This is a genomic window from Pseudomonas kulmbachensis (assembly GCF_963681935.1).
Classification (GTDB): domain Bacteria; phylum Pseudomonadota; class Gammaproteobacteria; order Pseudomonadales; family Pseudomonadaceae; genus Aquipseudomonas; species Aquipseudomonas kulmbachensis.
In genome coordinates this window covers 3,481,250-3,506,397 of record NZ_OY817088.1, presented here as the reverse complement: position 1 = coordinate 3,506,397, position 25,148 = coordinate 3,481,250, and the positions used below count along the sequence as shown (strand labels likewise).

Sequence of the window (25,148 nt, the reverse complement as noted above, 5' to 3'; positions counted from 1 at the left end):
GGTGAGTCGGGCGTGCCCCGACGACCTAACGGAGTGTTTATGGTAGTCAAGGTCCTGGTGGTGGATGATTCCGGTTTTTTCCGCCGTCGCGTCTCGGAAATTCTGTCGGCTGATCCGACGATTCAAGTGATCGGCACTGCCACCAATGGCAAGGAAGCGATTGATCAGGCGCTGGCGCTCAAGCCGGACGTGATCACCATGGATTACGAGATGCCGTTGATGGATGGCATCACGGCCGTGCGCCATATCATGCAGCGCTGTCCGACCCCGGTATTGATGTTTTCCTCGCTGACCCACGAGGGCGCTCGCGTCACCCTCGATGCGCTGGATGCCGGTGCGGTGGATTTTCTGCCGAAAAATTTCGAAGACATCTCGCGCAATCCCGAGAAGGTCAAACAGATGCTGTGCGAAAAGGTCCACAGCATCTCGCGCAGCAACCGGCGAATGTCCAGCTACAGCGCCCCGGCACCTGTGGTTCCGACTCCAGCGCCCCGGCCAGCACTGGGTGGCTTTACAGCGCCAGCCGCAGTTGCCGCACCTGCACGCACCACGCCGATTGCCAGCCGTGGCGCAACAGCGCCAAGCACAGTCTCTGGCGCGCCCAAACGCAAGGCGTACAAGTTGGTCGCCATCGGAACATCGACCGGTGGCCCGGTGGCCTTGCAGCGGGTATTGACCCAGTTGCCGGGCAACTTCCCGGCGCCGATTGTGCTGGTGCAGCACATGCCCGCGGCGTTCACCAAGGCGTTTGCCGAGCGCTTGGACAAGCTGTGCCGCATCAGCGTCAAGGAAGCCGAAGACGGCGATATCCTGCGCCCTGGTCTGGCCCTGCTGGCGCCAGGCGGCAAGCAAATGATGATTGATGGTCGTGGCGCGGTACGCATCCTGCCGGGCGACGAGCGCCTGAACTACAAACCGTGTGTGGATATCACCTTCGGTTCTGCGGCCAAGTCCTTTGGTGACAAAGTTTTGGCGGTGGTCTTGACCGGCATGGGCGCGGACGGCCGTGAAGGCGCTCGTATGCTCAAACAGGGCGGTAGTCAGGTGTGGGCGCAGGACGAAGCCAGTTGTGTGATTTACGGCATGCCCATGGCCATCGTCAAAGCCAACCTGGCCGATGCGGTGTATAGCCTCGATGACATCGGCAGGCATCTGGTCGAGGCTTGCCACTGATGGACGTGCTCAGCCTGATTGGCATCATCATGGCGTTTGTCGCGATCATCGGCGGCAACTACCTGGAAGGCGGCCATTTAGGCGCGCTGGCCAATGGCCCGGCGGCGTTGATCGTGCTCGGCGGCACAGTGGGGGCGGCGTTGTTGCAGTCGCCCATGAGTGCGTTCAAGCGGGCGATGCATACCGTGGTGTGGATCTTGTTTCCGCCGCGTATCGACATGGCGGGCGGCATCGACCGTGTCGTCAACTGGAGCCTGACGGCGCGCAAGGAAGGCTTGCTGGGCCTTGAAGGCGTGGCCGATACCGAGCCCGACAATTATTCGCGCAAGGGCCTGCAATTGCTGGTCGACGGGGTTGAGCCAGAAACCATTCGCAGCGTGCTGGAGGTCGATTACATGACCCAGGAAAGCCGCGATATCGAGGCCGCGAAAGTCTTTGAAAGCATGGGCGGCTACGCGCCGACCATCGGCATTATCGGCGCCGTCATGGGCCTGATCCACGTGATGGGCAATCTGGCCGATCCGGGGCAATTGGGTAGCGGTATCGCCGTGGCGTTTGTAGCGACCATTTACGGGGTGGCCAGTGCCAACCTGGTGTTGCTGCCCATCGCCAGCAAGCTCAAGGCGATTGCCATGCGCCAATCGCTGTACCGCGAGATGTTGCTCGAAGGCATTTTGTCGATAGCCGAAGGCGAAAACCCACGCTCCATTGAACTCAAGCTGCAAGGCTTTACGGGTTAACCATGAGCCGTCGCCGTCGCCCCGTTGATGAGCACGTCAATCACGAACGTTGGCTGGTGTCCTACGCGGATTTCATCACCTTGCTGTTTGCTTTCTTCGTGGTCATGTACTCGATTTCTTCGATCAATGAAGGCAAGTACCGGGTGGTCTCCAAGGCGCTGGTGGGGGTGTTTAGTGACACCGAGCGCAGCATCAGACCGGTGCCCATCGGTGAAGAGCGGCCGCTGACGACCCAGCCTGCCGAGCCCTTGATCAAAGACAGTGAACATACCGATGCAGGCCTTGGGCAAGTGCCGGATGACCCGCTTAAAACCATCGCCAATGACATCACCAATGCCTTTGGCGACTTGATCGCATCCAGGCAATTGACGGTGCGCGGCAATGAGTTGTGGGTCGAGATTGAACTCAATTCCAGCCTGTTGTTCGGCAGCGGAGATGCGATGCCCAGCAATGCGGCGTTCAACATTATCGACAAGGTGGCGGCGATCCTTAAGCCGTTCGAGAACCCGATTCACGTCGAGGGTTTTACTGACGATTTGCCGATTCGGACCGCGCAATATCCCACCAACTGGGAGCTGTCTTCGGCCCGCTCGGCGAGCATCGTGCGCATGCTCGCAATGCAGGGGGTGAACCCCGGCCGCATGGCGTCGGTGGGCTACGGCGAGTTTCAGCCGGTGGCCAATAACGCCACACCAGAGGGGCGCGCGCTCAATCGTCGGGTGGTGCTGGTGGTGTCGCGCAACCTTGAAGTGCGTCGCAGCCTGACCGCCACCGGAACCGCCAACGCAACACCGGATGCTGCCCTGAAGCGGGCTGGCACACAAACTGCACCGCCACCCACACAGCCGCTGGTTCGCGGGGATGCCGTCAATTCCCCGTCACCAAACCTTTAATCTCGGCCGGCACGCATGCAGCCGGGAGGAACCACAGAATGAGAGTCTGGGCAGTAGCCAATCAAAAAGGTGGGGTCGGCAAGACCACCACATCCATCGCTCTGGCCGGTTTGCTGGCAGAGGCGGGCAAGCGCGTGGTCGTGGTCGATCTCGACCCGCACGGCTCCATGACCAGTTACTTCGGGTATGACCCCGATGGTCTGGAACACAGCGTTTATGACCTGTTTCTGCATCAGGGGCAGGTGCCTGAAGGCTTGGCTGCACAATTGCTGCTGCCCACCAGCCACGAAAAGATTGCCTTGCTGCCGGCCACCACGGCACTGGCAACCCTGGAGCGTCAGGCGCCGGGACAAAGCGGCTTGGGGTTGGTGATTGCGCGCAGCCTGGCGCAACTGTGGCAGGACTATGACTACGCCATCATCGACAGCCCGCCGATTCTGGGGGTGCTGATGGTCAACGCATTGGCGGCCAGCCAACAGTTGATTATCCCGGTGCAAACCGAGCATCTGGCGCTCAAAGGCCTGGAGCGGATGGTCCACACCCTGCGCATGATCAACCGTTCGCGTACGCAAGAGCTGCCGTTCTGCATCGTGCCGACCTTGTTCGACCGCCGCACCCAGGCTTCGATGAGCACCTTGCGGGTGTTGCGCGATGTGTATCCCGACACTCTGTGGCAGGGTTTTATTCCGGTCGATACCCGGTTGCGCGATGCCAGTCGGGCCGGGCAGACACCATCGCAGTTCGACGATAAAACCCGGGGAGTTATCGCTTATCGTGCGTTGCTCAAGCACGTCCTGACCCGCCAGCTTGCACCGCAGGTGGCGTGAGGTGGGCGAGCATTCAAGTATCGGCCGTGCTTGGCCGATAACGTCTACAGGTCTCTGTCGCGAGGCTGTTGAGTGGGGCACTTTATGACGCAGCCGATAGCACTTTCCAACCGACCGCAATTGGCGTTGCAGTCGTACCTCGACGACTTGCTGTTCGATGCAACGCAAGCGGCGCTGGTTGAGTCGGACGAGTTTGCCGACGCCATTCTTGAAGAGCAGGTGCGCGATTCCCGTGTCCTGTCTCTGGAGCAGGCTGCGCAAACCCCTGCCGAAGAGCCACTGGCGATGCCGGTAGAGTTGGCGCAGGTGGGTGTGCCCGCTGAGACGCTGGCCCATCCACTGGTTGAAGTGCATCGGCCGAGTGCGCCGGGTGCGCACTTGCCGATACCGGATGATGGCCGCCCTGCGTGGGCTGCTGAGCCTTTCGAATGCCTGTTGTTCGACGTGGCCGGGTTGACCCTGGCGGTGCCTTTGGTGTGCCTGGGTTCGATTTATTCACTGGCCGGGCGTGAACTGACCCCGCTGTTTGGTCAGCCCGACTGGTATCTGGGAATTCTGCCCAGCCAGGGCGGCAAGCTTAACGTGCTGGACACGGCGCGCTGGGTGATGCCCGAGCGCTATCGCGATGATTTTCGCGAAGGCCTGCAATATGTCATTTCAGTACAGGGCTACGAATGGGGGCTGGCGGTGCATCAGGTCAGTCGCTCGTTGCGCCTGCACCCGAACGAAATCAAATGGCGCTCCCAGCGCGGGCAGCGGCCGTGGCTGGCGGGCACCGTGATTGAACACATGTGTGCACTGCTGGATGTGGAGCAATTGGCGCAGTTGATCGCCAAAGGCAAATCATAAGAACAAAACGGGTTGATGCTCATCTGTCAGGGTGAGCCGCCGGTTATCAGAATTTTGCAGTATTTCAGTCAGGGGTTTGGGGTATGAAACAGTCAGCGGCACAGGGGTTGGAAGATCCGATCCTGCAATGGGTTACCTTCAAGCTGGATAACGAGACCTATGGCATCAACGTGATGCAGGTTCAGGAAGTGCTGCGTTACACCGAAATCGCCCCGGTTCCGGGTGCGCCTTCCTACGTGCTGGGCATCATCAACCTGCGCGGTAACGTAGTGACGGTGATCGACACGCGTCAGCGTTTTGGCTTGTACAGCGCCGAAATTACCGATAATTCGCGGATTGTCATCATTGAAGCCGACAAACAAGTGGTCGGTATTCTGGTCGACAGCGTGGCGGAAGTGGTTTACCTGCGTCAGTCTGAAATCGAAACGGCGCCTAATGTGGGCAACGACGAGTCGGCCAAGTTTATCCAGGGCGTGTGCAACAAGAACGGCGAACTGCTGATTCTGGTTGAGCTGGACAAAATGATGACCGAAGAAGAATGGTCGGATCTGGAGAACATCTGATTGATCCTTGAGGTGGCGGTAATCGTCCTCGGCCTGCTGTGGGCCGTGACCCTGTGGCTGTTCGTCAGCCACGTACGCCGCCAGCGGGTGCTTGCGGCGCAGCAGGTGGCGGGCGATGAACAGCGTGACCGGCGCCTCAGGGAACTGACGCGGCGCCTGGACACCTACCAGAACGGTAATGTGCAAATGGGTGAAGACCTGCACGAACTGCGCGCCGTGGTCGCGCCGCTGCCCGAAAAGCTGACCCAGCTTGAACAGCGCGACCCCACCAGCCTGTCGTTCAACCAGGCGGCGCGTCTGGTCAGCATGGGTGCCAGCGTCGACGAACTGACCCAGTCTTGCGGACTGACTCAGGCCGAGGCCGAGTTGATGAGCAAGATGTACAAGGGCTGAACGTTCTAACCGCCAGACCATTTCTTCCCCCTGTTTACCAGATGCATCGCGCGAGGACGTTGTCCTCGATCGCAGCCTCGCTACGCTCCTCAGCGGCTACAGAGATACTTCAAGCGTGGGAGCGAGCCTGCTCGCGAAGATCATTCGCGAGCAGGCTCGCTCCCACTGGGGCTTGACCTGGGACAGAGTATCTACAAGGCCGGTGGTTTCTGTAGCCGCTGTCGAGCAGCGCGAGGCTGCGATCGGCTGCGTAGCAGTCGCCAGTTCATTCACCCCGGTTTTGCGAGTATTTTTTAGCGGCAGGGGAGTATTTATGGCGGTGTTATATCCCGCTCACCCGGAACCGCATCCGGGTCAAATCCCACCGGGAACTTGCCTTTAAGCTGCCAGGCAAAGGCAATGATCTCGGCCAACGTCCGGTACAGCTCCTGTGGGATGCTGTCGCCTAACTCCATTCGCGCCAATATTCATCTTGTAGATGGGAGTTCCATATTCGCAGGTGAATGTGAAGTGAAAAGTCTGAACTCGCCCTATTGCCGAACAGTCCGTATATAAATGAATGGCAGCAGTTTCTCAAAGTGTTGATTTAAATGGAAGTTGGATATGTTTAATGGTTTTGCGTGTTTGTAGGAAAGAGATTAAGTACTGTTAGGCATAGTCGTTCGCATACAAGGGCGGTATCTGAAATTTGCATGGTTTGATGGCGTAAACCTATCAGGTGAACTAGTTTTCAGTTGGCGAGGATTGTAAATGCGAGCTAGGGCGTTATTGGTTTTTTGAATTTTATCTATGTAGTTTTCCTGAGTGGAGGGTAGATATGATTAATAATAATGTGATCGTAGAAGATACGACGTTGCGTGATGGTGAACAATCTCCTGGCGTTGCCTTTACAAAGGAAAGAAAAATTTCAATTTTCTCGTCATTGTTGGCAGCAGGCATACGATGGGTGGAAGTAGGTATTCCAGCCATGGGGGGTGATGAATTAGCGGTCTTGGAGATTTTGCTTGAGCGTAAAAACGAAGCGATGCTGGTCGCATGGAATCGTGGGGTGGAGGCAGATGTTGTTCAATCATTGAATCTCGGTTTTCAAGCTGTACATATTGGGCTCCCGACCTCGGCGATACATTTGAATAGTAGCATCAAGAAAGATCGAGTCTGGTTGTTGAGAACTGCATCGGACCTGATTAGTCGCGCGAAGGACAGGGGTGTATATGTGTCAATAAGTGCCGAGGATGTTGGTCGCTCTGAAATGGAATTTGTTGAAGAATATGCCGTTCATGTGGCAGAGGCAGGTGCAGATCGAATACGTCTTTCAGACACGGTTGGTATATTGACGCCAGAGCAGTATGCTGAGATCGTTAGGCGAGTTGTTAAAGTGGCTGATATTGATGTTCAATGCCATGCCCATAATGATTTTGGATTGGCTACTGCCAATACTTTGGCAGGGATTTGTGCGGGGGCTACGTTTTTTCATGCGACTGTTAACGGTATTGGTGAGCGCGCAGGGATGCCGGATTTAGCACAGTGTGTACTTGCGCTTAAGCTGCTTTATGGTATTGATGTGGGCGTCAACACAAGCATGCTGATTTCATTGAGTCGGCTCGTTGCAGAAGCAACGCATGTTCACTGCCCGCCTTGGCAGCCCATAGTAGGCACTAACGTATTTGCACATGAGTCCGGTATCCATGCCAGTGCGACATTAAATAATAGTGCTAGTTTTGAGCCTTTCCCTCCGGAGATGGTAAATGGTGTTCGGCGAATTGTTGTAGGTAAACACTCAGGCACAGCAGCCATTGATAGTGTATTAAAACTACAGGGTATTAACTGTTCGTCAGATGAATTAAAGAGATATTTAATGTTGGTGCGTGCATGCTCAATGAGTAAAGGGAGAGGGTTGGAGGAGAAGGAGTTATTGGATTTGGTTGGGTCAGTGAAGTGCGCCAGGATAAATGATAGGAAAGTTTTGGCGGAGGTTAAGTATGTGGATTGATACCCATGTTCATTTGTTATCAACTAAAAAATCAAGGCCTGATTGGGAAGAAATAGATTTTACTTTTCAGGTGGCTAAAAAGAAAGGTATAGATATTGTATGCCTGACTGAGCACAGAGATTCACAGGGATTTGACGAGTTGTATAGCGAGATATTCGGTGAGAAAAAACTAGGCGGGCAAACTCTGGAAGGTGGGGTCATTGTACTTTCATCGGGTCTTATGATCAGTTCTGGGGCAGAAATATCGTTGAGGGGAGGTGGCGATATGGGGGTGCATGCCAGTGTAAAAGCGGTGATGGATATGAGGTCGCCATCCATGACCTATACCGCTACCGAGTTGTTAGATGAACTTGAAAGGAAAAATAATAGCTATGTCGCTGTGGCTCATCATTTATTAGGTGACGGAAAATGGTGGTGCGACTTTGATAATGTGATACGAAAAGTCGATGCTATTGAAGTGTCAGGAAAGCATCCGCATTGGGTTGAACGATACAAGGGGTTGGCGCAGAAATATAATAAGGCTTGTGTGAGTGGTAGCGATGCTCATACATGGATCCAACTTGGGGTGGGGAAAACATTGGTGCCCGAACGATTTTTGGAGGGGGAGAGTGGAGAAAGTTTTATCCATGGATTCAAAAGCGTTGTAAGAAAAGCAGCAACAGTGCCTTGTATACATGAATCAGCAGATGAGGTTCTCAGGTTGTCAGGTTATTACAGAAGCCGACATCTATAGGAAAACTTTTTTGGAGTCAGACATGAGTATTCTTATTAATGCTTCACAAATAGAAAAGCTTTCTAGTAAGCGCAAAATGTCAGTTGACGAAGTGTTGGATGTTGTCGGTGGGTGTTGCAACCGTGCCGGAGTGCTCGAGCTTGAGAGTTTTGATGCGTTACAGAAGTTGGCAGATAAATTGGTTATGCCGATCTCTGAGTTGTTGGTTGATACCCGCAAGGATCTTGAATCTGGGGTTGTAATTTTCAAGTCAGATCAGGGCTTTGCAAAAGAAGTGTGCCGGGAGGGAAGCAGGTACTACACCTATAAGCATCTGGCGACGTCCAATACAGCTCCAGAACTGATGGCGCTAAAAGTCTCGTTGCATTGTGAAAGTCGTGAGGCAGTGGTTCTCAATGGGGGGGCATGCTTCTCGGGAAGTTATATATGTGTTGAAGGGGAGTGTGCGCTTTGATTGGAGAGGAGATGGCGCTGAGGATGCTGAAACTGCGACGCTTAATTTTGGAGATTCTGTATATATAAGTCCAGGGATCAAGCACAGCTTTATGGCGCTTGAGTCGGGGGCCGAAATTTTGGCATTTAACTATGAGTTGAAGTGAGGTGGGCCGAGAGTAGCGTGCCTTGTGCAGGAGGTTTTATGAGGGAGGAGGAAGTGTCAGTGATCGGTGCTGGTCTTATGGGGGTGGCATTGGTTGAGCGGCTGCTGAAGAGTGGTTACAGAGTCTGCGTTTACAACAGAACAAAGTGTAAGTTAGATGGTGTGGTAAAGCGGGGTGCCGAAGTCATTGGTGTTATTGATGAAAGGTTTTTCAGGCGTGGTGGTATCTGGATTTTATGCCTGCGAGACGAAAAAAGCATTGTGGATGTATTCTCTGGAGTTGAAAGAGAAGCAATTAATAATAGGCGTTTAAAATGCAGGGAGAAAATATTAGTAGTCAATACAAGTACTGTTGGCTACAAGGCTTCAGAGAGGTTGGAAGCTTTTTTCACTGCGTTTAATATCCAATATATTGAAATGCCTGTTTCAGGCGGGGTTGAAGGGGCCCAATCCGGCCGGTTAGTTGGCTATATAGGGCATATGCCGCATGCGCTAAGGCGCCAGTTTAGAAATTTAGTAAAGGTCTTGCTGAGTGATTTTTGTTGCATGCAGTCAAATGCTCGAGCACAAGCAATGAAAGTGATTAATAATTATTGTGAGTCGCTGCACTTGTTGGTGGCGGCGGAGGCGCTGGTTTTGGCGGAAAATTTCGGTGTCGAAAAAAATATGATTGGCGCCTCCCTTGCTCTGGGACGAGGTCGCTCGGTATATCTTGAGTTGCTGTTGAAAAGATACATGAGTGTGTCGCGTAGCATTTCAGTGCCTATGGGTATTCGAATTAAAGATCTTGAATTGGCAGGTGAATTGTTTTCTGATTTGGGTGTGCCCAGTGTATTTTATAAACATGCATATGAATTATATGAAAGGGTCCGATCCTCTGATTCCAAATCCATGGATCAAATGGAAGTTTTTGATTATATATTCAATTTGGCTCGCGGGTAGCGCTGGGAGGTGCTTGTTATGATGACGAAAGAAGGGCTAATAAGTTGTATAGAACCTATCGTTCGGCAGGCACCTCAGATCTTATATGGTAGCGCATTTCCTAACAGGCAGCAGCGAATGGGTATTTATGACGAGTCTTGGGGTATACATGTATATCAAGGCGCCAGTGATTTCTTCTTGGGTTCCGGTGAGGCACTTAATGGTGTTGATGGACTGGATTTGGATTTTGAGGCCGAATGGGCGATTATACTGGATACCGTCCCGCGAGGTGTCACAGCGAGTGAAGCCGATCAATATATAAAAATGCTGACTGCTTGTAATGATTTTACCTACCGTAAGCTTGCCTGTTTAGATAAGGTCAATGGCTTTGGCTTTGTACAGTCAAAGCCCTTGACGAGTTTTTTTGGCCGAGGAATAAATCCTCAAAAGCACTTAAAGCTGTGGAATAAGGGTCGTCCGTTAGCGGAGCTGGAAATTCGATTAAATGGCATATTGTTTTGCATGATTACGACCAGCGATATGCTATTTGGTTTTTCTGAATTGGTCGCACATTGTGCAAGAACGAGAGTGCTACCCTGCGGTACTATAATTACGTCAGGTTCAGTATCAACACGTGGTCAACAACCATGTTCAGAATCTTGTATCGCCGAAAAGATAAAAAAGGGGGCGAGTGATGCACGTTTTTTAGTGAGTGGTGATGAAGTAAGTATGGAGTTTTTCGAAGTGGGTGGGGAGCGAGAACCAAAGAGTTCGCTGTTTGGGAAGCTACTTAATCGAGTGACTTATTTGTGATGCGGGGCGGGGGTAAGGTTATAAATCTCAGCGTAATGTTAAGTGCTGCAAATATCATGGGGTCCTCGGGGTTGATGGTTTGGATCGATCACTCAATACGGCTGAATACGTTTTTCTTGAGTGCGTATACACCTTTGGTACTGTACTTGTTAGGGTTGTCATTTGGATGTTGTGCAGTCGGATGGTTAAGCTATGCGTACAGGGATAGCGTAGCGCTATTAATATTAAGGAAGCATTTTTTTTTGCTGTTGTGTGGGGCTTTGTTTTTAGTGTGTCTTTGTTTGGCTGTCGGCAACGGTACTCTCGTTGAGTGGCTTGATTGGGTGTTGCGCTTATTGTGGGGAGTAATGAGTGGCTGTACAGTTGTTTTGGCGCGTGCCATGTTAGTGTTGCCTGGCAAAGCATGCCGTTCGCAGGCGAATTTTTCAATACTGAGTTTGGCCTTGGCCTGCCTTCCACTATTGATTCCAATTGGTTTGTCTTTGGGCGGTTTTTATCAGCGTACGGCGTCGGCAGTCGTAGCGGCTGGGCTATATTTACTCTGTATTATGGTGGTAAAGAAAATAGACTTTGAAGAGCAAGAGCCCTGTATCGCTTATGGTGATAATTTTAAGTATTCTACCATTGTTGATATTGTAAATTTGATCGCGATTAATGTTTGCTTTTTTCTATTGTTAATGCTTGTTCCAATGAGGGTGGGGCTTGGTGTTTCAGGGAATGAAATAAGTACGGTTTATATGGGTTTTTTATTGTTGTGGGTAGTGATTGGTATCTGTTGTGTGAGGGCAGGGTCGATGTTTTCGGAGGTTTTTCGTTTTAAGACTGGCGCAGGGGTTCAGTGTTGTATGTTGTTGTGTTGTATGTTGATGGTGCTCTGCCAAACGAATGGGTTTTTTTATGTGGTGGTAGTGCTCGCATTTCTTGCCAATATGTTAATGCAACCTGTTTTGTTTCTGGCGTTGGGGAGGCATTTGAAATATAGAACTCTGTTTTTTGGGTTTCAGTCCGGGGTGTACATATTGATTGTGTGTGGGTTGCTGTTTGGGATTGTGTATTTTGAACTGGGTATGCAGTATGTGTTCGGTATTTTTTGGTGCCTGGCGTTACTGTCTCTGATACTTTCTTGTGTTTCTATTGTTAGGTTCAATGATGTTGATGGGCAGTGAAAGTTTCTGGTCTAGCGTTTAAATATTTTCGGAGGTATACCTATGCGCGGGGGAGTATTTAAAGGTCGGTGTGCAAGTGTCAGGCGTTCTGCATTTGGCCAGTTGCTGAAGGATAAGCAAGGCTTGCGTGTAATGGAAGTCCATTGTCCGTTGACGGCATTATTGGTTGAGGAGGTGTTGTATTCGGGAGTTGATGGGGATGTTGTATATGACGCTTTCTGGTCAAGTTCTCTTGTGGATTCTGCTTTGAGAGGAAAGCCTGATATTGAATTGGTCGAGTTTTCCAGTCGCTTTTCCAATGTGTCGGATATATTTGATGTTACTACCAAACCCTTGATTTTTGATGCGGATACGGGAGGTATGATAGAGCATTTGCCCTATCATATTAGAACTGCTGAAAGGCTGGGCGTTTCAGCGTTTGTGATTGAGGATAAAGTAGGCTTGAAGAGAAACTCGTTGCTAGGCAATGAGGTTTTACAATGCCAGGCAAGCATTGAGGAGTTCTCGAAAAAAATTGCTACGGCCACGCAATCTCGATCAAATCCAGACTTTATGATTATTGCGAGGATTGAAAGTCTGATTTTGGACGAAGGCATGCCTCAAGCGCTCAGGCGCGCATTGGCTTACGTCGCTGCAGGCGCTGATGGAGTAATGATACATAGTCGTCAGGGGGCACCAGATGAAGTGCTTGAATTTGCCAGATTGTTTAGGGTTCACCATCAAGATGTCGCTTTAGTCTGTGTTCCTACGACCTATACAAATATACATTTTGATGCGCTCGTGGAGGCAGGATTTAATGTTGTTATTTATGCTAATCAAATGCTGCGAGCTGCATATCCCGCGATGAGTTTTGTCGCTCGAGAGATATTGAAAAATGGTCGTACACAAGAAGTTGAAAAATACTGCCTTAGTATTAAAGGGGTTTTGGAGCTGATACCAGGGACCTCTTAAAGCCCGTATCACAGCGGTGTTATATCCCGCTCACCCGGAACCGCATTCGGGTCAAATCCCACCGGGAACTTGCCTTTAAGCTGCCAGGCAAAGGCAATGATCTCGGCCAACGTCCGGTACAGCTCCTGTGGGATGCTGTCGCCTAACTCCATTCGCGCCAATAACCTGACCAGCTCGGCATTCTCATAAATAGGCACTTCGTACTCGCGGGCCAGTGCGAGGATAGCTTCGGCCAGTTCGTCATCTCCCTTGGCGGTGAGGGTCGGGGCCTGTTTGCCGTCGTATTTGAGGGCAATCGCCTGGCGCGGTTCAGGTGGGTTATTCATGCGGTTTCATCCACCCAGCGTTGTTCCAGTTTGGTATGGCTGCTTGGTGGTGGTGTGCCTTGATGGCAATCCAGATCGGTCACGCTCAACCCCGCGTCAAGCAAGCGCTGGCGCAAGTTGCCCAGTTGGCTCTCGATCAAGTTCACCGTGTACGCTCGCTCAGCCCAGAGCTGGCCCGACAGGTTGCCGCGCAGCAGTTGCGCCTGCACATGCAGCGGGCCGAGCGGTGCAAGGTCAAAGGCCAGTTCTACGCGCCACAGTTGATCCTTGATTTCTCGGGCCTCGGGTTTGTCCTGCGGTTGTTTCTCTGGCGGATCTTCGCGCTGGAATTTGACCTGTAACGGCACTATGTCATGAGCATTGCGCATAGGGATTTCCAGTTGCCAAGTGGTCAGCACGGCGCCATCGGCCGTGCGCCCGCTTTGCTCCAGACTCGACAGCTGATGGCTTTGCAGGCGCGAAATGGCTGCTGCGGCCAATTTCAGCAAACTCTCCAGACTGTCTTCTCTTTCGCCGCTCTGCATTGACCGCTGAGGCAGGGGGAACCCGCCGGGTTGTGGCTTGGCACTGACCTGGCCAAGCATGCCCAAGGCATTGCGGACAAAGGTCGGCAAGGCCTGGGCCTGGGTGCTGGCAGCCATGCCGGGGTTGAAGCTGGTACTGGCCGGCACGCCGGGCAGGATCTGCGCAGTCAGGCGCAGCAGGGTGGCCTTCATGTCCGGGGCCAAGGCCAGGGGTTGGCCACTCAGCAGTCGGGCCTCCAAAAATGCACCGCTGTTGAGCAGGGCGTCACTCAGGCCCTTGGGGTTACTCAATTGCGCCGTGGTAGGCAAACCGGCTAACAGCCTGTCGATGGATGTGCGAAGTTCGGTAGGCATGTCGGCAGTGGGGGGCAGTTTTTGCAGGGCATTGAGTAGCCCCTCCAGCGAGCCTTGGCGGCTTTGTTGTGTGGCCAGTTGTTGCGCTACCGCCAGTTGTTCCTGACGCCCGCTGAGCGGTACAAAGCTCAAGCTTTGCGGGCCGTTCACCTGCGCGCTGAGCAAACTGCCGATCCGCAAAGGCTGTGGGCTATCCAGGGTCAGGGTGCTGCCACTCAGGGCGCTGTTGAGCAGGGTCACCAATGAGCGATAGACCGCCGGTTGCCCGGCTGGCTGGGCTAACACCTGGGTGGTCAGCACTTTGCCTTGCAGCAGCGTGCCCACCGGCAGTTGTTGTGGATCAAGGCGGGTGAGGGTGGCCACGCTGCTGGTCAGCGCCTGTTGCAGGCTGATCGCCAGGTTACCTGCTGAAGGCTGGGTCACGGCCAGTTGCGTGCCCAGCGGCAACGGGAAGTTGCTGCTGGCCTGCACGTTGGTTTCTCGGCCACCGACCAGGGTCAACTTGAGCAGCAGCTGGAAAGTAAGGTCGTTTTGCTTGAGCGATAACACTTCGGCTTGGGCGCTCTGGCCAGGTCGAATAAGGCCATCAGCAGGTTGCAGCAACTTGAGCACTTCACCGCCCACAAGACCAGAGCGCAGACTGCTTGGTGCGGTTTGTGGGATGGGTGGAATATTCATGTCGCCTTTCATCGAAACAACCTGTCGAAATTGCCCGCTTTAGAGTAGGACATGGCATGTATAATGCCGCCCCGTCGTTCAGAGACCCTAAAAACATCACAAATGTTTGATCCAGCTCTCTGAAACAGGCCATAAATGCATTTATCCTGCATCACTTTAACGGCCACGCCCGCGCCGACTTGAACCGTGAAGGCCTCAATTACGTGACCAGCCCTCTTTTAGAAGCCGTAGCGCTCGCCTGTGAGCGTGACTGGCGGATGCTGTTCGAAAATCTCGAATTGCGCCTGGCCAGCCACGACATGTTGCAAATCAGTGGCCCCAATGGCAGCGGCAAAACCAGCCTGCTGCGTTTGTTGGCGGGCCTGATGCAGCCAACGGCGGGCGAAGTGCGGCTTAACGGTCAAGCCCTGAGCAGCCAGCGCTACGAACTGGCGAACAATCTGCTGTGGATCGGCCATGCCGCCGGGATCAAGGACCTGCTCACCGCTGAAGAGAACCTCAGCTGGCTCTGCGCCTTGCATCGTCCGGCCACTCGCGAAGCGATCTGGACCGCACTGGCAGCGGTAGGGCTCAAGGGTTTTGAAGATGTACCGTGTCATACCTTGTCGGCCGGTCAGCAGCGCCGTGTAGCCTTGGCCCGGTTGTATCTGGACAGCCCGCCGTTGTGGATTCTCGACGAGCCGTTCACCGCGCTCGACAAACATGGCGTGGCGCAACTCGAAGAGCACCTGGCCCGCCATTGCGAAGGTGGCGGCATGGTGGTGCTCACCACGCACCATACGTTGGCCCGGATGCCGGCCGGTTACCGCAATATCGACCTGGGGCAGTGGGCTGTATGAGTGTGTTCGGGACGTTGGTGGCGCGTGAAGCGCGTTTGTTGTTTCGCCGCCCGGCCGAGTTGGCCAATCCGTTGGTGTTTTTCGCGATTGTGATCGCGATGTTTCCGTTGGCCGTCGGCCCGGAGACTAAATTGTTGCAAACCTTGTCTCCAGGGCTACTGTGGGTGGCTGCGCTTTTAGCGGTTTTACTCTCGCTGGACGGGCTTTTTCGCAGTGATTTCGAGGACGGATCGCTGGAGCAGTGGGTCCTTTCGTCGCACCCCCTGCCTCTACTGGTATTGGCCAAGGTACTGGCACACTGGGCGTTTTCCGGTCTGGCACTGGTGATTCTGTCGCCACTGCTGGCCTTGATGCTCGGGCTGCCGGTGGCTTGCCTGCCAGTGTTACTGATGTCGCTACTGCTGGGCACGCCGGTGTTGAGTTTACTTGGGGCCGTGGGGGCTGCGTTGACCGTAGGCCTCAAGCGTGGCGGCCTGCTCCTGGCGTTGCTGATTCTGCCTTTATATATCCCGGTGCTGATTCTTGGCAGTGGCGCCCTGCAGGCGGCATTACAAGGCATGCCCGTAACCGGTTATTTGCTGTGGCTTGGTAGCCTGACCGCCTTGGCAGTAACCCTGACACCCTTTGCAATAGCCGCCGGCCTGAAAATCAGCGTCGGCGAATAATGAGGTCTGGCCCCCGTGGGCCAGTAAAGACCCTGGCTGGCATGACACTCAACCTGTCGTGACCGGCACCGTGATGGAAACAGCGTGATGAACTGGACTTGGTTTCACAAACTCGGCTCGCCCAAATGGTTCTATGCCATCAGTGGGCGGCTGTTGCCGTGGTTAAGCATTGCCGCCGTGTTGCTGATTACCTGCGGAGTGGTCTGGGGCCTGGCGTTTGCACCGCCGGACTACCAGCAGGGCAACAGCTTTCGGATTATTTATATCCATGTTCCGGCGGCCATGCTGGCGCAGTCCTGCTACGTGATGCTGGCAGTGTGCGGTGTGGTGGGGCTGGTGTGGAAGATGAAAATCGCCGACGTTGCCCTGCAAGCCGCGGCGCCCATCGGTGCCTGGATGACCGCCGTAGCGCTGGTCACCGGTGCCGTGTGGGGCAAGCCAACGTGGGGCTCGTGGTGGGTATGGGATGCGCGCCTGACCTCGATGCTGATTCTGCTGTTTCTGTATTTCGGCCTGATCGCTCTGGGCAACGCCATCACCAATCGCGACAGCGCGGCCAAGGCCTGCGCGGTGCTGGCGATTGTGGGCGTGATCAATATTCCGATCATCAAATACTCGGTGGAGTGGTGGAACACCCTGCATCAGGGCGCGACCTTCACCCTGACCGAAAAACCGGCGATGCCCATGGAAATGTGGATGCCGCTGCTGCTGACCGTGTTGGGCTTTTATTGCTTCTTTGGCGCGGTGCTGCTGTTGCGCATGCGCCTGGAAGTGCTCAAGCGAGAGGCTCGCAGCAGTTGGGTCAAGGCTGAGGTGTTGAAGGCTCTGGAGGGCGCGCGATGAGTTTTGCTTCTTTTGGCGACTTTATCGCCATGGGTCATCACGCGGTGTATGTCTGGTCGGCCTATGGCATTTGCCTGGCGGTACTGGGGTTGAATGTGGCGCTGCCGATCATGGCGCGCCGACGCTATCTGCAACAAGAGGCGCGCCGCTTGCGTCGGGAGAATTCGAAGTGAATCCGCTGCGTAAAAAACGCTTGATCATCATCCTCGCGATTCTGGTGGGGGTGGGCGCTGCCCTGGCCTTGGCCCTGAGCGCCTTGCAGCAGAACATCAACCTGTTTTACACCCCGACTCAGATTGCCAATGGCGAAGCGCCACTGGACACCCGCATCCGTGCCGGTGGCATGGTTGAGGCCGGTTCGCTCAAGCGCTCGGGCGACTCACTGGATGTGCAATTTGTAGTCACCGACTTCAACAAGTCCGTAACCATCACGTATCGCGGCATCCTGCCGGACCTGTTCCGTGAAGGGCAGGGCATCGTCGCGCTGGGCAAGCTCAATGCCCAGGGTGTGGTGGTGGCCGATGAAGTACTGGCCAAGCACGACGAAAAATACATGCCGCCCGAAGTGACCAAAGCGCTGAACGAAAGTGGCCAATCCGCGCCTGTACCGGCGAGTGAGGGTAAGTAATGATGTCTGGACTGTTTATTCCTGAATTGGGCCACCTGGCCATGATTCTGGCCCTGTGCTTCGCCATCGTGCAGGCCATCGTGCCGCTGCTGGGTGCCTGGCGTGGCGACAAATTGTGGATGAGCCTGGCGCAACCCGCCGCGTGGGGCCAGTTTGCCTTTTTGCTGTTCTCGTTCGGCTGCCTGACCTATGCCTTTATGGCCGATGATTTCTCGGTGGCGTACGTGGCGAGCAACTCCAACAGCGCGCTGCCGTGGTACTACAAGTTCAGTGCCGTGTGGGGTGCCCACGAAGGCTCATTGCTGTTATGGGCGATGATTCTGGGTGGCTGGACCTTCGCGGTGTCGATCTTCTCGCGGCAATTGCCGCAGGTGATGCTGGCGCGGGTGCTGGCGATCATGGGCATGATCAGTGTGGGTTTCCTGCTGTTTTTGATCCTGACCTCGGACCCATTCGTACGCTTGCTGCCGCAGATTCCTTCGGACGGTAATGACCTTAACCCACTGTTGCAGGATATCGGCCTGATTGTTCACCCGCCGATGCTGTACATGGGTTATGTCGGTTTCTCCGTGGCATTTGCCTTCGCCATTGCCGCCTTGCTCGGTGGTCGTCTGGACGCCGCATGGGCGCGCTGGTCGCGTCCGTGGACCATCGTGGCGTGGGCCTTCCTGGGCATAGGGATCACCCTCGGTTCCTGGTGGGCTTACTACGAACTTGGCTGGGGCGGCTGGTGGTTCTGGGACCCGGTGGAGAACGCCTCGTTCATGCCATGGCTGGTGGGTACTGCACTGATTCACTCGCTGGCCGTCACGGAAAAACGTGGTGTGTTCAAAAGCTGGACCGTATTACTGGCCATTGCCGCGTTTTCGTTGAGCTTGCTGGGCACCTTCCTGGTACGTTCCGGCGTGCTGACCTCTGTGCATGCGTTCGCCTCCGACCCGGAGCGCGGCGTGTTTATCCTGATCTTCCTGCTGTTTGTGGTGGGCGGTTCGCTGACCCTGTTTGCGTTGCGCGCGCCGGTGGTCAAAAGTCACGTCAGCTTCAAGTTGTGGTCCCGCGAGACCTTGCTGCTGGGCAATAACCTGGTGCTGGTGGTGGCCGCGTCAATGATTCTGCTTGGCACCCTGTACCCGCTGATTGTGGATGCCATCAGTGGCGCCAAGATGTCGGTGGGCCCGCCGTACTTCAACGCACTGTTTATCCCGTTGATGGGCTTGCTGATGGTGGTGATGGCCGTCGGCATGCTGGTGCGCTGGAAAGACACTCCGGTCAAATGGTTGTTGGGCATGCTGACCCCTGTGTTGCTGGGCAGCGCGGCCCTGTCGGCGATTGCCGGCGTGGCTTATGGCGACTTCAACTGGGCCGTGATGACCACCTTTATGCTGGCCGCTTGGGTGCTGTTGGCCGGGGTGCGTGATATCGGTGACAAAACCCGCCACAAAGGCCTGGTCAAAGGTGTGCGCAGCCTGACCCGCAGCTATTGGGGCATGCAGATTGCCCACCTGGGTATCGCGATGTGCGCGCTGGGTGTGGTGTTGTCGAGCCAGAACAGTGCCGAGCGCGACCTGCGCCTGGCGCCGGGCGAGTCGATGGAACTGGGCGGTTATCACTTTATCTTTGAAGGTGCCAAACACTTCCAGGGCCCCAATTTCACATCGGACAAAGGTACTGTGCGAGTAGTGCGCAATGGTAAGGAAGTCAGTGTGCTGCACCCTGAAAAACGCCTGTACACGGTGCAGAACTCGATGATGACCGAAGCCGGGATTGATGCCGGTTTCACCCGCGATCTGTATGTGGCGCTGGGCGAGCCTCTGGGTGACGGCGCATGGGCTGTGCGGGTACATGTGAAACCGTTTGTGCGCTGGATCTGGTTCGGCGGTCTGCTCACTGGTTTTGGTGGACTGCTGGCAGCGATGGACCGTCGCTACCGGGTCAAGGTTAAAAGCCGGGTGCGCGAAGCACTGGGCATGACAGGAGCCACGGCATGAGACGTTGGTTGATGCTGATCCCGCTGGCCGTTTTTCTGGGCATGGCGTGGTTTCTATACAGAGGCTTGTACCTGGACCCGACCGAGCTGCCGTCGGCGATGATCGACAAGCCGTTCCCGGCGTTCAGCCTGCCTGCGGTCGAGGGCGACAAGGTCCTGACCGAGGCTGACCTCAAGGGCAAACCGGCGCTGGTCAACGTGTGGGCCACCTGGTGCATATCGTGCCGGGTCGAGCACCCGGTGCTGACCAAGCTGGCTGAGCAGGGCGTGGTGATCTACGGCGTGAACTACAAGGACGTCAATGCAGACGCGAAAAAGTGGCTCAAGGATTTCCATAACCCGTATCAGCTGGACATCAACGATGCAGACGGCACCCTGGGTCTGGACCTCGGTGTGTACGGCGCTCCCGAGACCTTCCTGATCGACAGTCAAGGCATCATCCGGCACAAGTTTGTCGGCGTGATCGACGACACTGTGTGGCGCGAACAACTGGCCGGCAAGTATCAGGCACTGGTTGACGAGGCCAAGCCATGAAGCGCTGGTTAGCCGCCGTGGTATTCGGCCTGACGCTGACGGGTATTGCTCAGGCGGCCATCGACACCTACGAGTTTGCCAATGACGCCGAGCGCGAGCGCTTCCGCGAACTGACCAAGGAACTGCGTTGCCCCAAGTGCCAGAATCAGGACATTGCCGATTCCAACGCACCGATTGCCACCGACCTGCGCCGCGAGATTTTCCGCATGTTGGGCGAGGGCAAGGACAACCAGCAGATCCTCGATTTTATGGTTTCTCGCTACGGCGATTTCGTGCTCTATAAACCGGCGCTGACCAGCAAGACTGTCGTGCTCTGGTTTGGCCCGCTGGCCTTGCTGGTGGGTGGTCTGGTGGTAATTGGCGTCATCGTCGGGCGCCGCCGTCGTACAGAGCAGGCCGAAGGCTCGGACACACTTTCTGCCGAGGAGCGTAAGCGCCTCGACACTTTGCTGGATAAAACCAAAGATGATTGATTTCTGGCTCGCAGCAGGCTTGCTGCTACTGATAGCCCTCAGCTTTTTATTGATTCCGGTATTGCGTGGGCGCCGCGCCCAGCGTGAAGAAGATCGTACTGCATTGAACGTCGCCTTGTACCAGGAGCGCGTGGCCGAATTGCAGGTCCAGCGTGAAGAAGGCGTACTGACTGCCGAGCAGCTCGAAACCGGCCGCGCCGAAGCTGCCCGCGAATTGCTGGCGGACACCGAAGGCGTGGCGCCGGGGCGGGTTTCCAGCCTGGGCAAGGCCATTCCGCTGCTGGCGGCGGTAATGGTGCCGGTCCTGGGCTTGGGCCTGTACCTGCACTTTGGCTCCAGCGATAAGGTCGAGCTGACCCGCGAGTTCTCGCAGCCGCCGCAATCCCTTGAAGAAATGGTCGCGCGCCTTGAGCGTGCTGCCGCTGCGCAACCTGACTCGGCCGAAGGTCTGTACTTCCTGGGCCGTGCCTATATGGCGCAAAACCGTCCGGCTGATGCCGCCAAAGTGTTCGAGCGTACGGTCACGCTGGCAGGGCGTCAGCCTGAGCTGTTGGGGCAGTGGGCGCAGGCGCAGTACTTTGCCGACGATAAAAAGTGGAGTGACAAGACCCAGGCACTGACCGATGAAGCCTTGAAGGCCGACCCGAAAGAAGTCACCAGCCTGGGCCTGCTGGGCATTGCAGCCTTTGAAGACCAGCGCTTCCAGGAGGCCATTGGCTACTGGCAGCGCCTGATGAATGAATTGCCCGAAGGCGACACTTCACGCGCCGCCCTGGAAGGTGGTATCGCCAAGGCCCGCGAACAACTGCTGGCCAGCGGGGGCAAGGTTGAAGCTGCGCCTGCGGTCAAGGCCCAGGCGTCGATCAAGGTCAGCGTTGATCTGGCTGACGCGGTCAAGGCCAGTGTCCTGCCGGGCGACAGCGTGTTTATCTTCGCCCGTGCAGTGTCCGGCCCACCGGCGCCGCTGGCGGTCAAGCGCGTGACCGTGGCGGACCTGCCCATCACCGTTGAGCTGGGCGATGTCGACGCCATGATGCCGCAATTGAAACTGTCGAACTTTCCTGAAGTCCAACTGATGGCACGCATCTCCCGTGCTGGCCAGCCGACAGCGGGGGAGTGGGTAGGGCGCAGCAAACCGCTGTCCAGCAGCACCAAGGCGTTGCAACAGCTGACCATCGATAGCCCGGAAAAATAAAGTTGATGCGATCGATGTCGCCGCTGCCGCAGGCTGCGATAAGGGCCGCTGCGCTGCCCATCGCAGCCTGCGGCAGCGGCGACAGGTTCATCACTATCAATAGAGACATTTTCATGAGTCCACTTGCACGCATCACCCTGCTCAGTGTGGTTTTAGGCTTGAGCGCCTGTGCGGTTCATCAGCCTTACGAACCGAGCGCGCCATCCACACCGATGCCGCAGCCGTCGCCCCAGCCCTCCGGCAAACCCCTGCCTGACATGCCCATCCCCAAGGCGCCGAAGCCGTTACCGCGGACCTCGGCCACTTTCGCGCCGCCGCCGGGCGGGCCGAGCCATTGGGATGCGCGCATGGGCGTGTACGTGCTGGATGACCAGACCAACGTCTTCTACCGTCAGCGCGCCTACTATCGCTGGGACAACGGCTGGAGCCGCTCGGTCAGCCCCAGCGGGCCGTGGGAAGACACCGATATCAGCGGCGTACCGCCGGGGTTGAGTCGGCAGTTCAAGTAACGTTCAACGGCGACCTTAGGGTCGCCGTTTTATTTTCAGATATATCGAAACTGTGTAGGGTGCTTCTGATCGTTATCAGGAGCCGGCCATGAGCCTATTTGAATTCAAGCAAATTGATGTCTTCAGCACAGTTGCACTTAAAGGCAACCCGGTGGCCGTGGTTTTGAACGCCGACGGTTTGACCGATGCGCAGATGGCCGACTTTGCGCGCTGGACCAACCTCAGCGAAACCACCTTTGTACTGAAACCGCAAAACCCCGAAGCCGATTACCGCCTGCGCATTTTCACCACCCTGAAAGAACTGCCATTTGCCGGGCATCCGACGCTGGGCAGTTGCCATGCCTGGCTGGAAGCCGGGGGCAAGCCCAAGGGTGAAGAGATCGTTCAGGAGTGCAGCGCGGGCTTGATCCGAATTCGCCGCAATGCTGGGCAACTGGCATTTACAGCGCCGCCTTTGTTACGTGCTGGCGCCGTCGAAGATGCACTGCTGCAACGCCTCTGCCGTGGCCTGGGTATCGAGTCTCAGGCTGTTGCGCTGGCGCGTTGGGTCGACAACGGCCCCGGCTGGGTGGCGCTGATGCTACGCGACCGGGAGCAGGTGCTGGCTTTGAACCCTGATTACGCACAGTTGCTGGGCCTGTCCATTGGCGTGGTTGCGCCTTGGAACGCCGAGCGCGATGGTGATGAGGCACAGTTTGAAGTGCGCGCATTTTGCGCCGGTGAAGGCATGCCCGAAGACCCGGTCACTGGCAGCCTGAATGCCGGGCTGGCGCAGTGGCTGATTGCGGACGGCCTGGCCCCGACGCGCTATGTAGTCAGTCAGGGCACGGCCATGGGGCGCGCGGGGCGGGTATCTATCGAGCAGATTGGCGACGATATCTGGGTGGGCGGTGCGGCTGTGACCTGTATTTCGGGGCAGCTCACGCTTTAACATTCATGCCCCTTTGGCTTTCACCGCCCGTTTTGGTTTTGCCTTGCCCGTTGCAGCCTTGCGTTTCTTTTTCCAGGCAGGCGCCGTGCCTGCCGGGCTGGCCGGGCCGCTGATGGTCATGGTCATGGCGCTGCAACGCTCGATATGTTTGCTCATCCATGCCGCCTGTTTGGCGACGAATATGTCGAGGGTCATTTCGCCGCTTTGCACCATGTCCAGTGCCTGTTCCCAGATAGCCGTGGTGCCGGGGTCGGCGATGGCGCGGGGCACTGCGTCGATCAGGCTGAAGGCTGGTGGCGTGGCAGCCAAGGCCTTGCCGTTTTTGATCAGGTAGCCGCGATCCAGCAAGCCCTGGATGATCCCGGCGCGGGTAGCTTCGGTGCCGATGCCGGTGGTGTCCTTGAGCTTTTGCTTAAGCAGCGGATCCTGCACCAGTTTGGCGACGTTTTTCATCGCCTTGATCAGGTCGCCTTCGGTGAAGGGCTTGGGCGGCTGGGTCCACAGGTCCTTGAGGTTAACCGCCGCAATCGCGCAATCCAGACCTTCGCGCAATATCGGCAAGGGTTGAGGTGCCGGTGCCTCGCGACCTTTGGCGGGGGCCAGGGCTTCGGGCAGGGCGCGCTTCCAGCCGGGTTCGACGATCTGCTTGCCCACGGCGCGCAGGTTTTGCCCTGCGCAGTCGAAGTCGGCCTGGGTGCGGTCGTACTCGTGGTTGGGCAGGAACTGCGCCAGGTAGCGTGCGCGAATCAAGGTATACACCGCGCGGTGTTTACCGCTCAGGCGCTCCAGGTTTTTCGCAGCTGCTGTGGGAATGATGCCGTGGTGGGCGCTGACTTTGGCGTCGTTCCAGGCTCGTGAGCGGCGCTGTGGGTCCAGATACCCGGCCAAGGGGCCCAGTGCCGGGTCGGCCTGCTGCAATGCCGCCAGAATCGACGGTGCTTCGCTGTGCTGACTTTGCGGCAGGTAGCCGCAATCGCTGCGCGGGTAGGTGACGACTTTGTAGGTTTCGTACAGCGCCTGGGCGATGTCGAGGGTTTCCTGGGCGCCGAGGCCGAGTTTTTTCGAACACACTTCTTGCAGCGTGCCCAGATCGAACGGCAACGGTGCGACTTCGCGCATGCGCTCGGTGCGCAGCTTGCAAACCCTGGCGCTGCTGGCGCTGTTTATCGCCGCTGCGGCTTGCTGCGCATGGGCCTGATTGAGGCAGCGGTCCTGGTCGTCGCAGGTGTCGGGGTCGGCGCGCCATTGCGCGGTGAACAACTGCGCGTCATGTTTGAGTTGTACATCAATGGCCCAGTAGGCCACTGGAATAAAGTCGCTGATGCTGCGATCACGGTCGACCACCAGACGCAGGGTCGGGGTTTGCACCCGGCCCACTGGCAATACGCCCTGATAGCCGGACTGGCGCCCGAGCAGGGTGAACAGGCGGCTCATGTTCATGCCGATCAACCAGTCGGCTCGCGAGCGCCCCAGCGCTGAATGATAGAGGTTGAAGGTTTCGCTGCCAGGCTTGAGGGCGCCCAAGGCTTTGCGGATGGAAGCGTCGTCCAGGGCCGAGAGCCACAGGCGCTGGATGGGGCCGCGATAACGGCAATGCTCGACCAGTTCGCGGGCGATCATCTCGCCTTCACGGTCGGCGTCGGTTGCGATCACCAGTTCGCTGGCTTCACCGAGCAGGCGCTTGACGGCCTTGAACTGGCTGGCGGTCTTGGGTTTGACGCGCATTTTCCATTTTTCGGGAATGATCGGCAGGTCGGCCAGCACCCAGCGCTTGTAACGCTCGTCGTAGGCATCGGGCGGGGCGGTTTCGAGCAGGTGGCCGATGCACCAGGTGACGGTGGCATTGGGGCCCACCCAGCAGCCATCACCGCGTCGGCTGGCACCGAGCACGGCGGCAATATCTTTGGCCTGGGAGGGTTTTTCACACAGAAACAGCCGCATCGCTTAACTCATTCATGCTGCGCAGAAGGTGCACAGCATGGGCAGAGATAGGCGCAAGGGCAAGTGTTTTTACTGGGTGTATGTACAGCTTGACGTGTTGCGTAGCAGTTG

Annotated in this window: 29 protein-coding genes and 1 pseudogene; 26 read left to right on the top strand and 4 right to left on the bottom strand. The window is 56.1% G+C overall.

The genetic code is table 11. The annotated features are described in order from the left end of the window. Positions 1 to 39 precede the first annotated feature (39 nt). The 7 genes from U5A05_RS16245 (at position 40) to U5A05_RS16215 (ending at position 5,438) form a co-directional block, all read left to right on the top strand. Positions 40 to 1,173 (top strand): protein-glutamate methylesterase/protein-glutamine glutaminase, encoded by a 1,134-nt coding sequence (locus tag U5A05_RS16245; RefSeq protein WP_321833916.1) that lies wholly within the window; start codon positions 40 to 42, stop codon positions 1,171 to 1,173. After that, the gene (locus tag U5A05_RS16240; protein ID WP_261738948.1) at positions 1,173 to 1,913 is read left to right on the top strand and encodes a flagellar motor protein; all 741 of its coding nucleotides are present in this window, start codon (positions 1,173 to 1,175) and stop codon (positions 1,911 to 1,913) included. Before U5A05_RS16245 ends, U5A05_RS16240 begins: the two co-directional genes overlap by 1 nt. Positions 1,914 to 1,915: 2 nt before the next feature. Further along, entirely contained in the window at positions 1,916 to 2,806 is an 891-nt protein-coding gene (gene motD, locus U5A05_RS16235) for a flagellar motor protein MotD (protein ID WP_321833913.1), read from the top strand. A gap of 38 nt (positions 2,807 to 2,844) precedes the next feature. Then, positions 2,845 to 3,633 (top strand): ParA family protein, encoded by a 789-nt coding sequence (locus tag U5A05_RS16230; RefSeq protein WP_321833912.1) that lies wholly within the window; start codon positions 2,845 to 2,847, stop codon positions 3,631 to 3,633. 84 nt (positions 3,634 to 3,717) lie between these two features. After that, positions 3,718 to 4,482: a CheW domain-containing protein gene (locus U5A05_RS16225; RefSeq protein WP_321833911.1), complete on the top strand. Its 765-nt coding sequence runs from the start codon at positions 3,718 to 3,720 to the stop codon at positions 4,480 to 4,482. 83 nt (positions 4,483 to 4,565) lie between these two features. After that, positions 4,566 to 5,045 carry a chemotaxis protein CheW gene (locus tag U5A05_RS16220; protein ID WP_261738944.1) on the top strand — a complete coding sequence of 160 codons (480 nt, stop codon included), beginning with the start codon at positions 4,566 to 4,568 and terminating at the stop codon, positions 5,043 to 5,045. Then, entirely contained in the window at positions 5,046 to 5,438 is a 393-nt protein-coding gene (locus U5A05_RS16215) for a DUF2802 domain-containing protein (protein WP_261738943.1), read from the top strand. A gap of 311 nt (positions 5,439 to 5,749) precedes the next feature. On the opposite strand, the pseudogene U5A05_RS16210 reads toward U5A05_RS16215, so the two are convergent. Continuing rightward, positions 5,750 to 5,905: pseudogene (locus tag U5A05_RS16210) on the bottom strand (EscU/YscU/HrcU family type III secretion system export apparatus switch protein); the annotation flags it as partial. Between the two features lie 350 nt (positions 5,906 to 6,255). On the opposite strand from U5A05_RS16210, the gene U5A05_RS16205 reads away from it, so the two are divergent. From U5A05_RS16205 to aepX, 8 genes are all read left to right on the top strand, one after another. After that, positions 6,256 to 7,428 carry a homocitrate synthase/isopropylmalate synthase family protein gene (locus U5A05_RS16205; protein WP_321833909.1) on the top strand — a complete coding sequence of 391 codons (1,173 nt, stop codon included), beginning with the start codon at positions 6,256 to 6,258 and terminating at the stop codon, positions 7,426 to 7,428. Further along, on the top strand, positions 7,418 to 8,161 hold the full coding sequence (locus U5A05_RS16200) for a PHP-associated domain-containing protein (RefSeq protein ID WP_321833908.1): 744 nt from the start codon (positions 7,418 to 7,420) through the stop codon (positions 8,159 to 8,161). Before U5A05_RS16205 ends, U5A05_RS16200 begins: the two co-directional genes overlap by 11 nt. A 22-nt stretch (positions 8,162 to 8,183) precedes the next feature. Next, the gene (locus U5A05_RS16195; RefSeq protein WP_321833907.1) at positions 8,184 to 8,615 is read left to right on the top strand and encodes a cupin domain-containing protein; all 432 of its coding nucleotides are present in this window, start codon (positions 8,184 to 8,186) and stop codon (positions 8,613 to 8,615) included. Next, positions 8,557 to 8,760, top strand: coding sequence for a cupin domain-containing protein (locus tag U5A05_RS24285; protein WP_425262885.1), 204 nt, complete (start codon positions 8,557 to 8,559; stop codon positions 8,758 to 8,760). The genes U5A05_RS16195 and U5A05_RS24285 overlap by 59 nt, the downstream gene beginning before the upstream one ends. A gap of 53 nt (positions 8,761 to 8,813) precedes the next feature. After that, complete coding sequence (locus U5A05_RS16190) at positions 8,814 to 9,701, top strand: NAD(P)-dependent oxidoreductase (RefSeq protein ID WP_321833906.1); 888 nt, start codon at positions 8,814 to 8,816, stop codon at positions 9,699 to 9,701. A gap of 18 nt (positions 9,702 to 9,719) precedes the next feature. Continuing rightward, positions 9,720 to 10,493: a fumarylacetoacetate hydrolase family protein gene (locus U5A05_RS16185; RefSeq protein ID WP_321833904.1), complete on the top strand. Its 774-nt coding sequence runs from the start codon at positions 9,720 to 9,722 to the stop codon at positions 10,491 to 10,493. Between the two features lie 281 nt (positions 10,494 to 10,774). Beyond that, positions 10,775 to 11,659: a hypothetical protein gene (locus U5A05_RS16180; protein ID WP_321833902.1), complete on the top strand. Its 885-nt coding sequence runs from the start codon at positions 10,775 to 10,777 to the stop codon at positions 11,657 to 11,659. 42 nt (positions 11,660 to 11,701) lie between these two features. Then, positions 11,702 to 12,610, top strand: a complete 909-nt coding sequence (gene aepX / locus U5A05_RS16175) for a phosphoenolpyruvate mutase (RefSeq protein ID WP_321833901.1) — start codon at positions 11,702 to 11,704, stop codon at positions 12,608 to 12,610. A gap of 8 nt (positions 12,611 to 12,618) precedes the next feature. On the opposite strand, the gene U5A05_RS16170 is transcribed toward aepX, so the two are convergent. Together U5A05_RS16170 and fliK are read right to left on the bottom strand one after the other, a co-directional pair. Next, on the bottom strand, positions 12,619 to 12,936 hold the full coding sequence (locus U5A05_RS16170; protein WP_321833899.1) for an EscU/YscU/HrcU family type III secretion system export apparatus switch protein: 318 nt from the start codon (positions 12,934 to 12,936) through the stop codon (positions 12,619 to 12,621). Next, the gene (gene fliK, locus U5A05_RS16165) at positions 12,933 to 14,504 is read right to left on the bottom strand and encodes a flagellar hook-length control protein FliK (protein WP_321833898.1); all 1,572 of its coding nucleotides are present in this window, start codon (positions 14,502 to 14,504) and stop codon (positions 12,933 to 12,935) included. Before fliK ends, U5A05_RS16170 begins: the two co-directional genes overlap by 4 nt. A gap of 245 nt (positions 14,505 to 14,749) precedes the next feature. On the opposite strand from fliK, the gene ccmA reads away from it, so the two are divergent. The 11 genes from ccmA (at position 14,750) to U5A05_RS16110 (ending at position 23,096) form a co-directional block, all read left to right on the top strand. Then, a complete protein-coding gene (gene ccmA / locus U5A05_RS16160; protein WP_425262911.1) occupies positions 14,750 to 15,331 on the top strand; it encodes a cytochrome c biogenesis heme-transporting ATPase CcmA in 582 nt (193 codons plus the stop codon). Next, positions 15,328 to 15,996, top strand: coding sequence for a heme exporter protein CcmB (gene ccmB / locus U5A05_RS16155; protein WP_261738940.1), 669 nt, complete (start codon positions 15,328 to 15,330; stop codon positions 15,994 to 15,996). The genes ccmA and ccmB overlap by 4 nt, the downstream gene beginning before the upstream one ends. Before the next feature lie 84 nt (positions 15,997 to 16,080). Beyond that, a complete protein-coding gene (locus U5A05_RS16150) occupies positions 16,081 to 16,839 on the top strand; it encodes a heme ABC transporter permease (protein WP_219261020.1) in 759 nt (252 codons plus the stop codon). Further along, positions 16,836 to 17,012 carry a heme exporter protein CcmD gene (gene ccmD / locus U5A05_RS16145; protein ID WP_261738939.1) on the top strand — a complete coding sequence of 59 codons (177 nt, stop codon included), beginning with the start codon at positions 16,836 to 16,838 and terminating at the stop codon, positions 17,010 to 17,012. Before U5A05_RS16150 ends, ccmD begins: the two co-directional genes overlap by 4 nt. Next, entirely contained in the window at positions 17,009 to 17,467 is a 459-nt protein-coding gene (gene ccmE, locus U5A05_RS16140; protein WP_261738938.1) for a cytochrome c maturation protein CcmE, read from the top strand. Before ccmD ends, ccmE begins: the two co-directional genes overlap by 4 nt. Next, entirely contained in the window at positions 17,467 to 19,455 is a 1,989-nt protein-coding gene (locus U5A05_RS16135; RefSeq protein ID WP_321833887.1) for a heme lyase CcmF/NrfE family subunit, read from the top strand. The genes ccmE and U5A05_RS16135 overlap by 1 nt, the downstream gene beginning before the upstream one ends. Next, the gene (locus U5A05_RS16130) at positions 19,452 to 19,988 is read left to right on the top strand and encodes a DsbE family thiol:disulfide interchange protein (protein WP_261738936.1); all 537 of its coding nucleotides are present in this window, start codon (positions 19,452 to 19,454) and stop codon (positions 19,986 to 19,988) included. The genes U5A05_RS16135 and U5A05_RS16130 overlap by 4 nt, the downstream gene beginning before the upstream one ends. Then, positions 19,985 to 20,461, top strand: coding sequence for a cytochrome c-type biogenesis protein (locus tag U5A05_RS16125; RefSeq protein WP_321833885.1), 477 nt, complete (start codon positions 19,985 to 19,987; stop codon positions 20,459 to 20,461). Before U5A05_RS16130 ends, U5A05_RS16125 begins: the two co-directional genes overlap by 4 nt. Next, the gene (ccmI, locus tag U5A05_RS16120) at positions 20,454 to 21,656 is read left to right on the top strand and encodes a c-type cytochrome biogenesis protein CcmI (RefSeq protein ID WP_321833884.1); all 1,203 of its coding nucleotides are present in this window, start codon (positions 20,454 to 20,456) and stop codon (positions 21,654 to 21,656) included. The genes U5A05_RS16125 and ccmI overlap by 8 nt, the downstream gene beginning before the upstream one ends. Before the next feature lie 113 nt (positions 21,657 to 21,769). Continuing rightward, positions 21,770 to 22,165 carry a hypothetical protein gene (locus tag U5A05_RS16115; protein WP_261738933.1) on the top strand — a complete coding sequence of 132 codons (396 nt, stop codon included), beginning with the start codon at positions 21,770 to 21,772 and terminating at the stop codon, positions 22,163 to 22,165. A gap of 88 nt (positions 22,166 to 22,253) precedes the next feature. Further along, a complete protein-coding gene (locus U5A05_RS16110) occupies positions 22,254 to 23,096 on the top strand; it encodes a PhzF family phenazine biosynthesis protein (RefSeq protein WP_261738932.1) in 843 nt (280 codons plus the stop codon). A 3-nt stretch (positions 23,097 to 23,099) separates the two neighbouring features. Here U5A05_RS16110 and U5A05_RS16105 read toward each other — a convergent pair whose 3' ends face one another. Next, positions 23,100 to 25,037, bottom strand: coding sequence for a DNA topoisomerase III (locus U5A05_RS16105; protein WP_321833883.1), 1,938 nt, complete (start codon positions 25,035 to 25,037; stop codon positions 23,100 to 23,102). Between the last annotated feature and the right edge of the window lie 111 nt (positions 25,038 to 25,148).

Bases quoted from the DNA above. Each gene is read 5' to 3' on its own strand.
- U5A05_RS16245 (WP_321833916.1), top strand. From the start codon at position 40: ATGGTAGTCAAGGTCCTGGTGGTGGATGATTCCGGTTTTTTCCGCCGT.
- U5A05_RS16240 (WP_261738948.1), top strand. From the start codon at position 1,173: ATGGACGTGCTCAGCCTGATTGGCATCATCATGGCGTTTGTCGCGATC.
- motD (WP_321833913.1), top strand. From the start codon at position 1,916: ATGAGCCGTCGCCGTCGCCCCGTTGATGAGCACGTCAATCACGAACGT.
- U5A05_RS16230 (WP_321833912.1), top strand. From the start codon at position 2,845: ATGAGAGTCTGGGCAGTAGCCAATCAAAAAGGTGGGGTCGGCAAGACC.
- U5A05_RS16225 (WP_321833911.1), top strand. From the start codon at position 3,718: ATGACGCAGCCGATAGCACTTTCCAACCGACCGCAATTGGCGTTGCAG.
- U5A05_RS16220 (WP_261738944.1), top strand. From the start codon at position 4,566: ATGAAACAGTCAGCGGCACAGGGGTTGGAAGATCCGATCCTGCAATGG.
- U5A05_RS16205 (WP_321833909.1), top strand. From the start codon at position 6,256: ATGATTAATAATAATGTGATCGTAGAAGATACGACGTTGCGTGATGGT.
- U5A05_RS16200 (WP_321833908.1), top strand. From the start codon at position 7,418: ATGTGGATTGATACCCATGTTCATTTGTTATCAACTAAAAAATCAAGG.
- U5A05_RS16195 (WP_321833907.1), top strand. From the start codon at position 8,184: ATGAGTATTCTTATTAATGCTTCACAAATAGAAAAGCTTTCTAGTAAG.
- U5A05_RS24285 (WP_425262885.1), top strand. From the start codon at position 8,557: ATGGGGGGGCATGCTTCTCGGGAAGTTATATATGTGTTGAAGGGGAGT.
- U5A05_RS16185 (WP_321833904.1), top strand. From the start codon at position 9,720: ATGATGACGAAAGAAGGGCTAATAAGTTGTATAGAACCTATCGTTCGG.
- aepX (WP_321833901.1), top strand. From the start codon at position 11,702: ATGCGCGGGGGAGTATTTAAAGGTCGGTGTGCAAGTGTCAGGCGTTCT.
- U5A05_RS16170 (WP_321833899.1), bottom strand. From the start codon at position 12,936: ATGAATAACCCACCTGAACCGCGCCAGGCGATTGCCCTCAAATACGAC.
- fliK (WP_321833898.1), bottom strand. From the start codon at position 14,504: ATGAAAGGCGACATGAATATTCCACCCATCCCACAAACCGCACCAAGC.
- ccmA (WP_425262911.1), top strand. From the start codon at position 14,750: ATGCTGTTCGAAAATCTCGAATTGCGCCTGGCCAGCCACGACATGTTG.
- ccmB (WP_261738940.1), top strand. From the start codon at position 15,328: ATGAGTGTGTTCGGGACGTTGGTGGCGCGTGAAGCGCGTTTGTTGTTT.
- ccmD (WP_261738939.1), top strand. From the start codon at position 16,836: ATGAGTTTTGCTTCTTTTGGCGACTTTATCGCCATGGGTCATCACGCG.
- U5A05_RS16135 (WP_321833887.1), top strand. From the start codon at position 17,467: ATGATGTCTGGACTGTTTATTCCTGAATTGGGCCACCTGGCCATGATT.
- U5A05_RS16130 (WP_261738936.1), top strand. From the start codon at position 19,452: ATGAGACGTTGGTTGATGCTGATCCCGCTGGCCGTTTTTCTGGGCATG.
- U5A05_RS16125 (WP_321833885.1), top strand. From the start codon at position 19,985: ATGAAGCGCTGGTTAGCCGCCGTGGTATTCGGCCTGACGCTGACGGGT.
- ccmI (WP_321833884.1), top strand. From the start codon at position 20,454: ATGATTGATTTCTGGCTCGCAGCAGGCTTGCTGCTACTGATAGCCCTC.
- U5A05_RS16115 (WP_261738933.1), top strand. From the start codon at position 21,770: ATGAGTCCACTTGCACGCATCACCCTGCTCAGTGTGGTTTTAGGCTTG.
- U5A05_RS16110 (WP_261738932.1), top strand. From the start codon at position 22,254: ATGAGCCTATTTGAATTCAAGCAAATTGATGTCTTCAGCACAGTTGCA.
- U5A05_RS16105 (WP_321833883.1), bottom strand. From the start codon at position 25,037: ATGCGGCTGTTTCTGTGTGAAAAACCCTCCCAGGCCAAAGATATTGCC.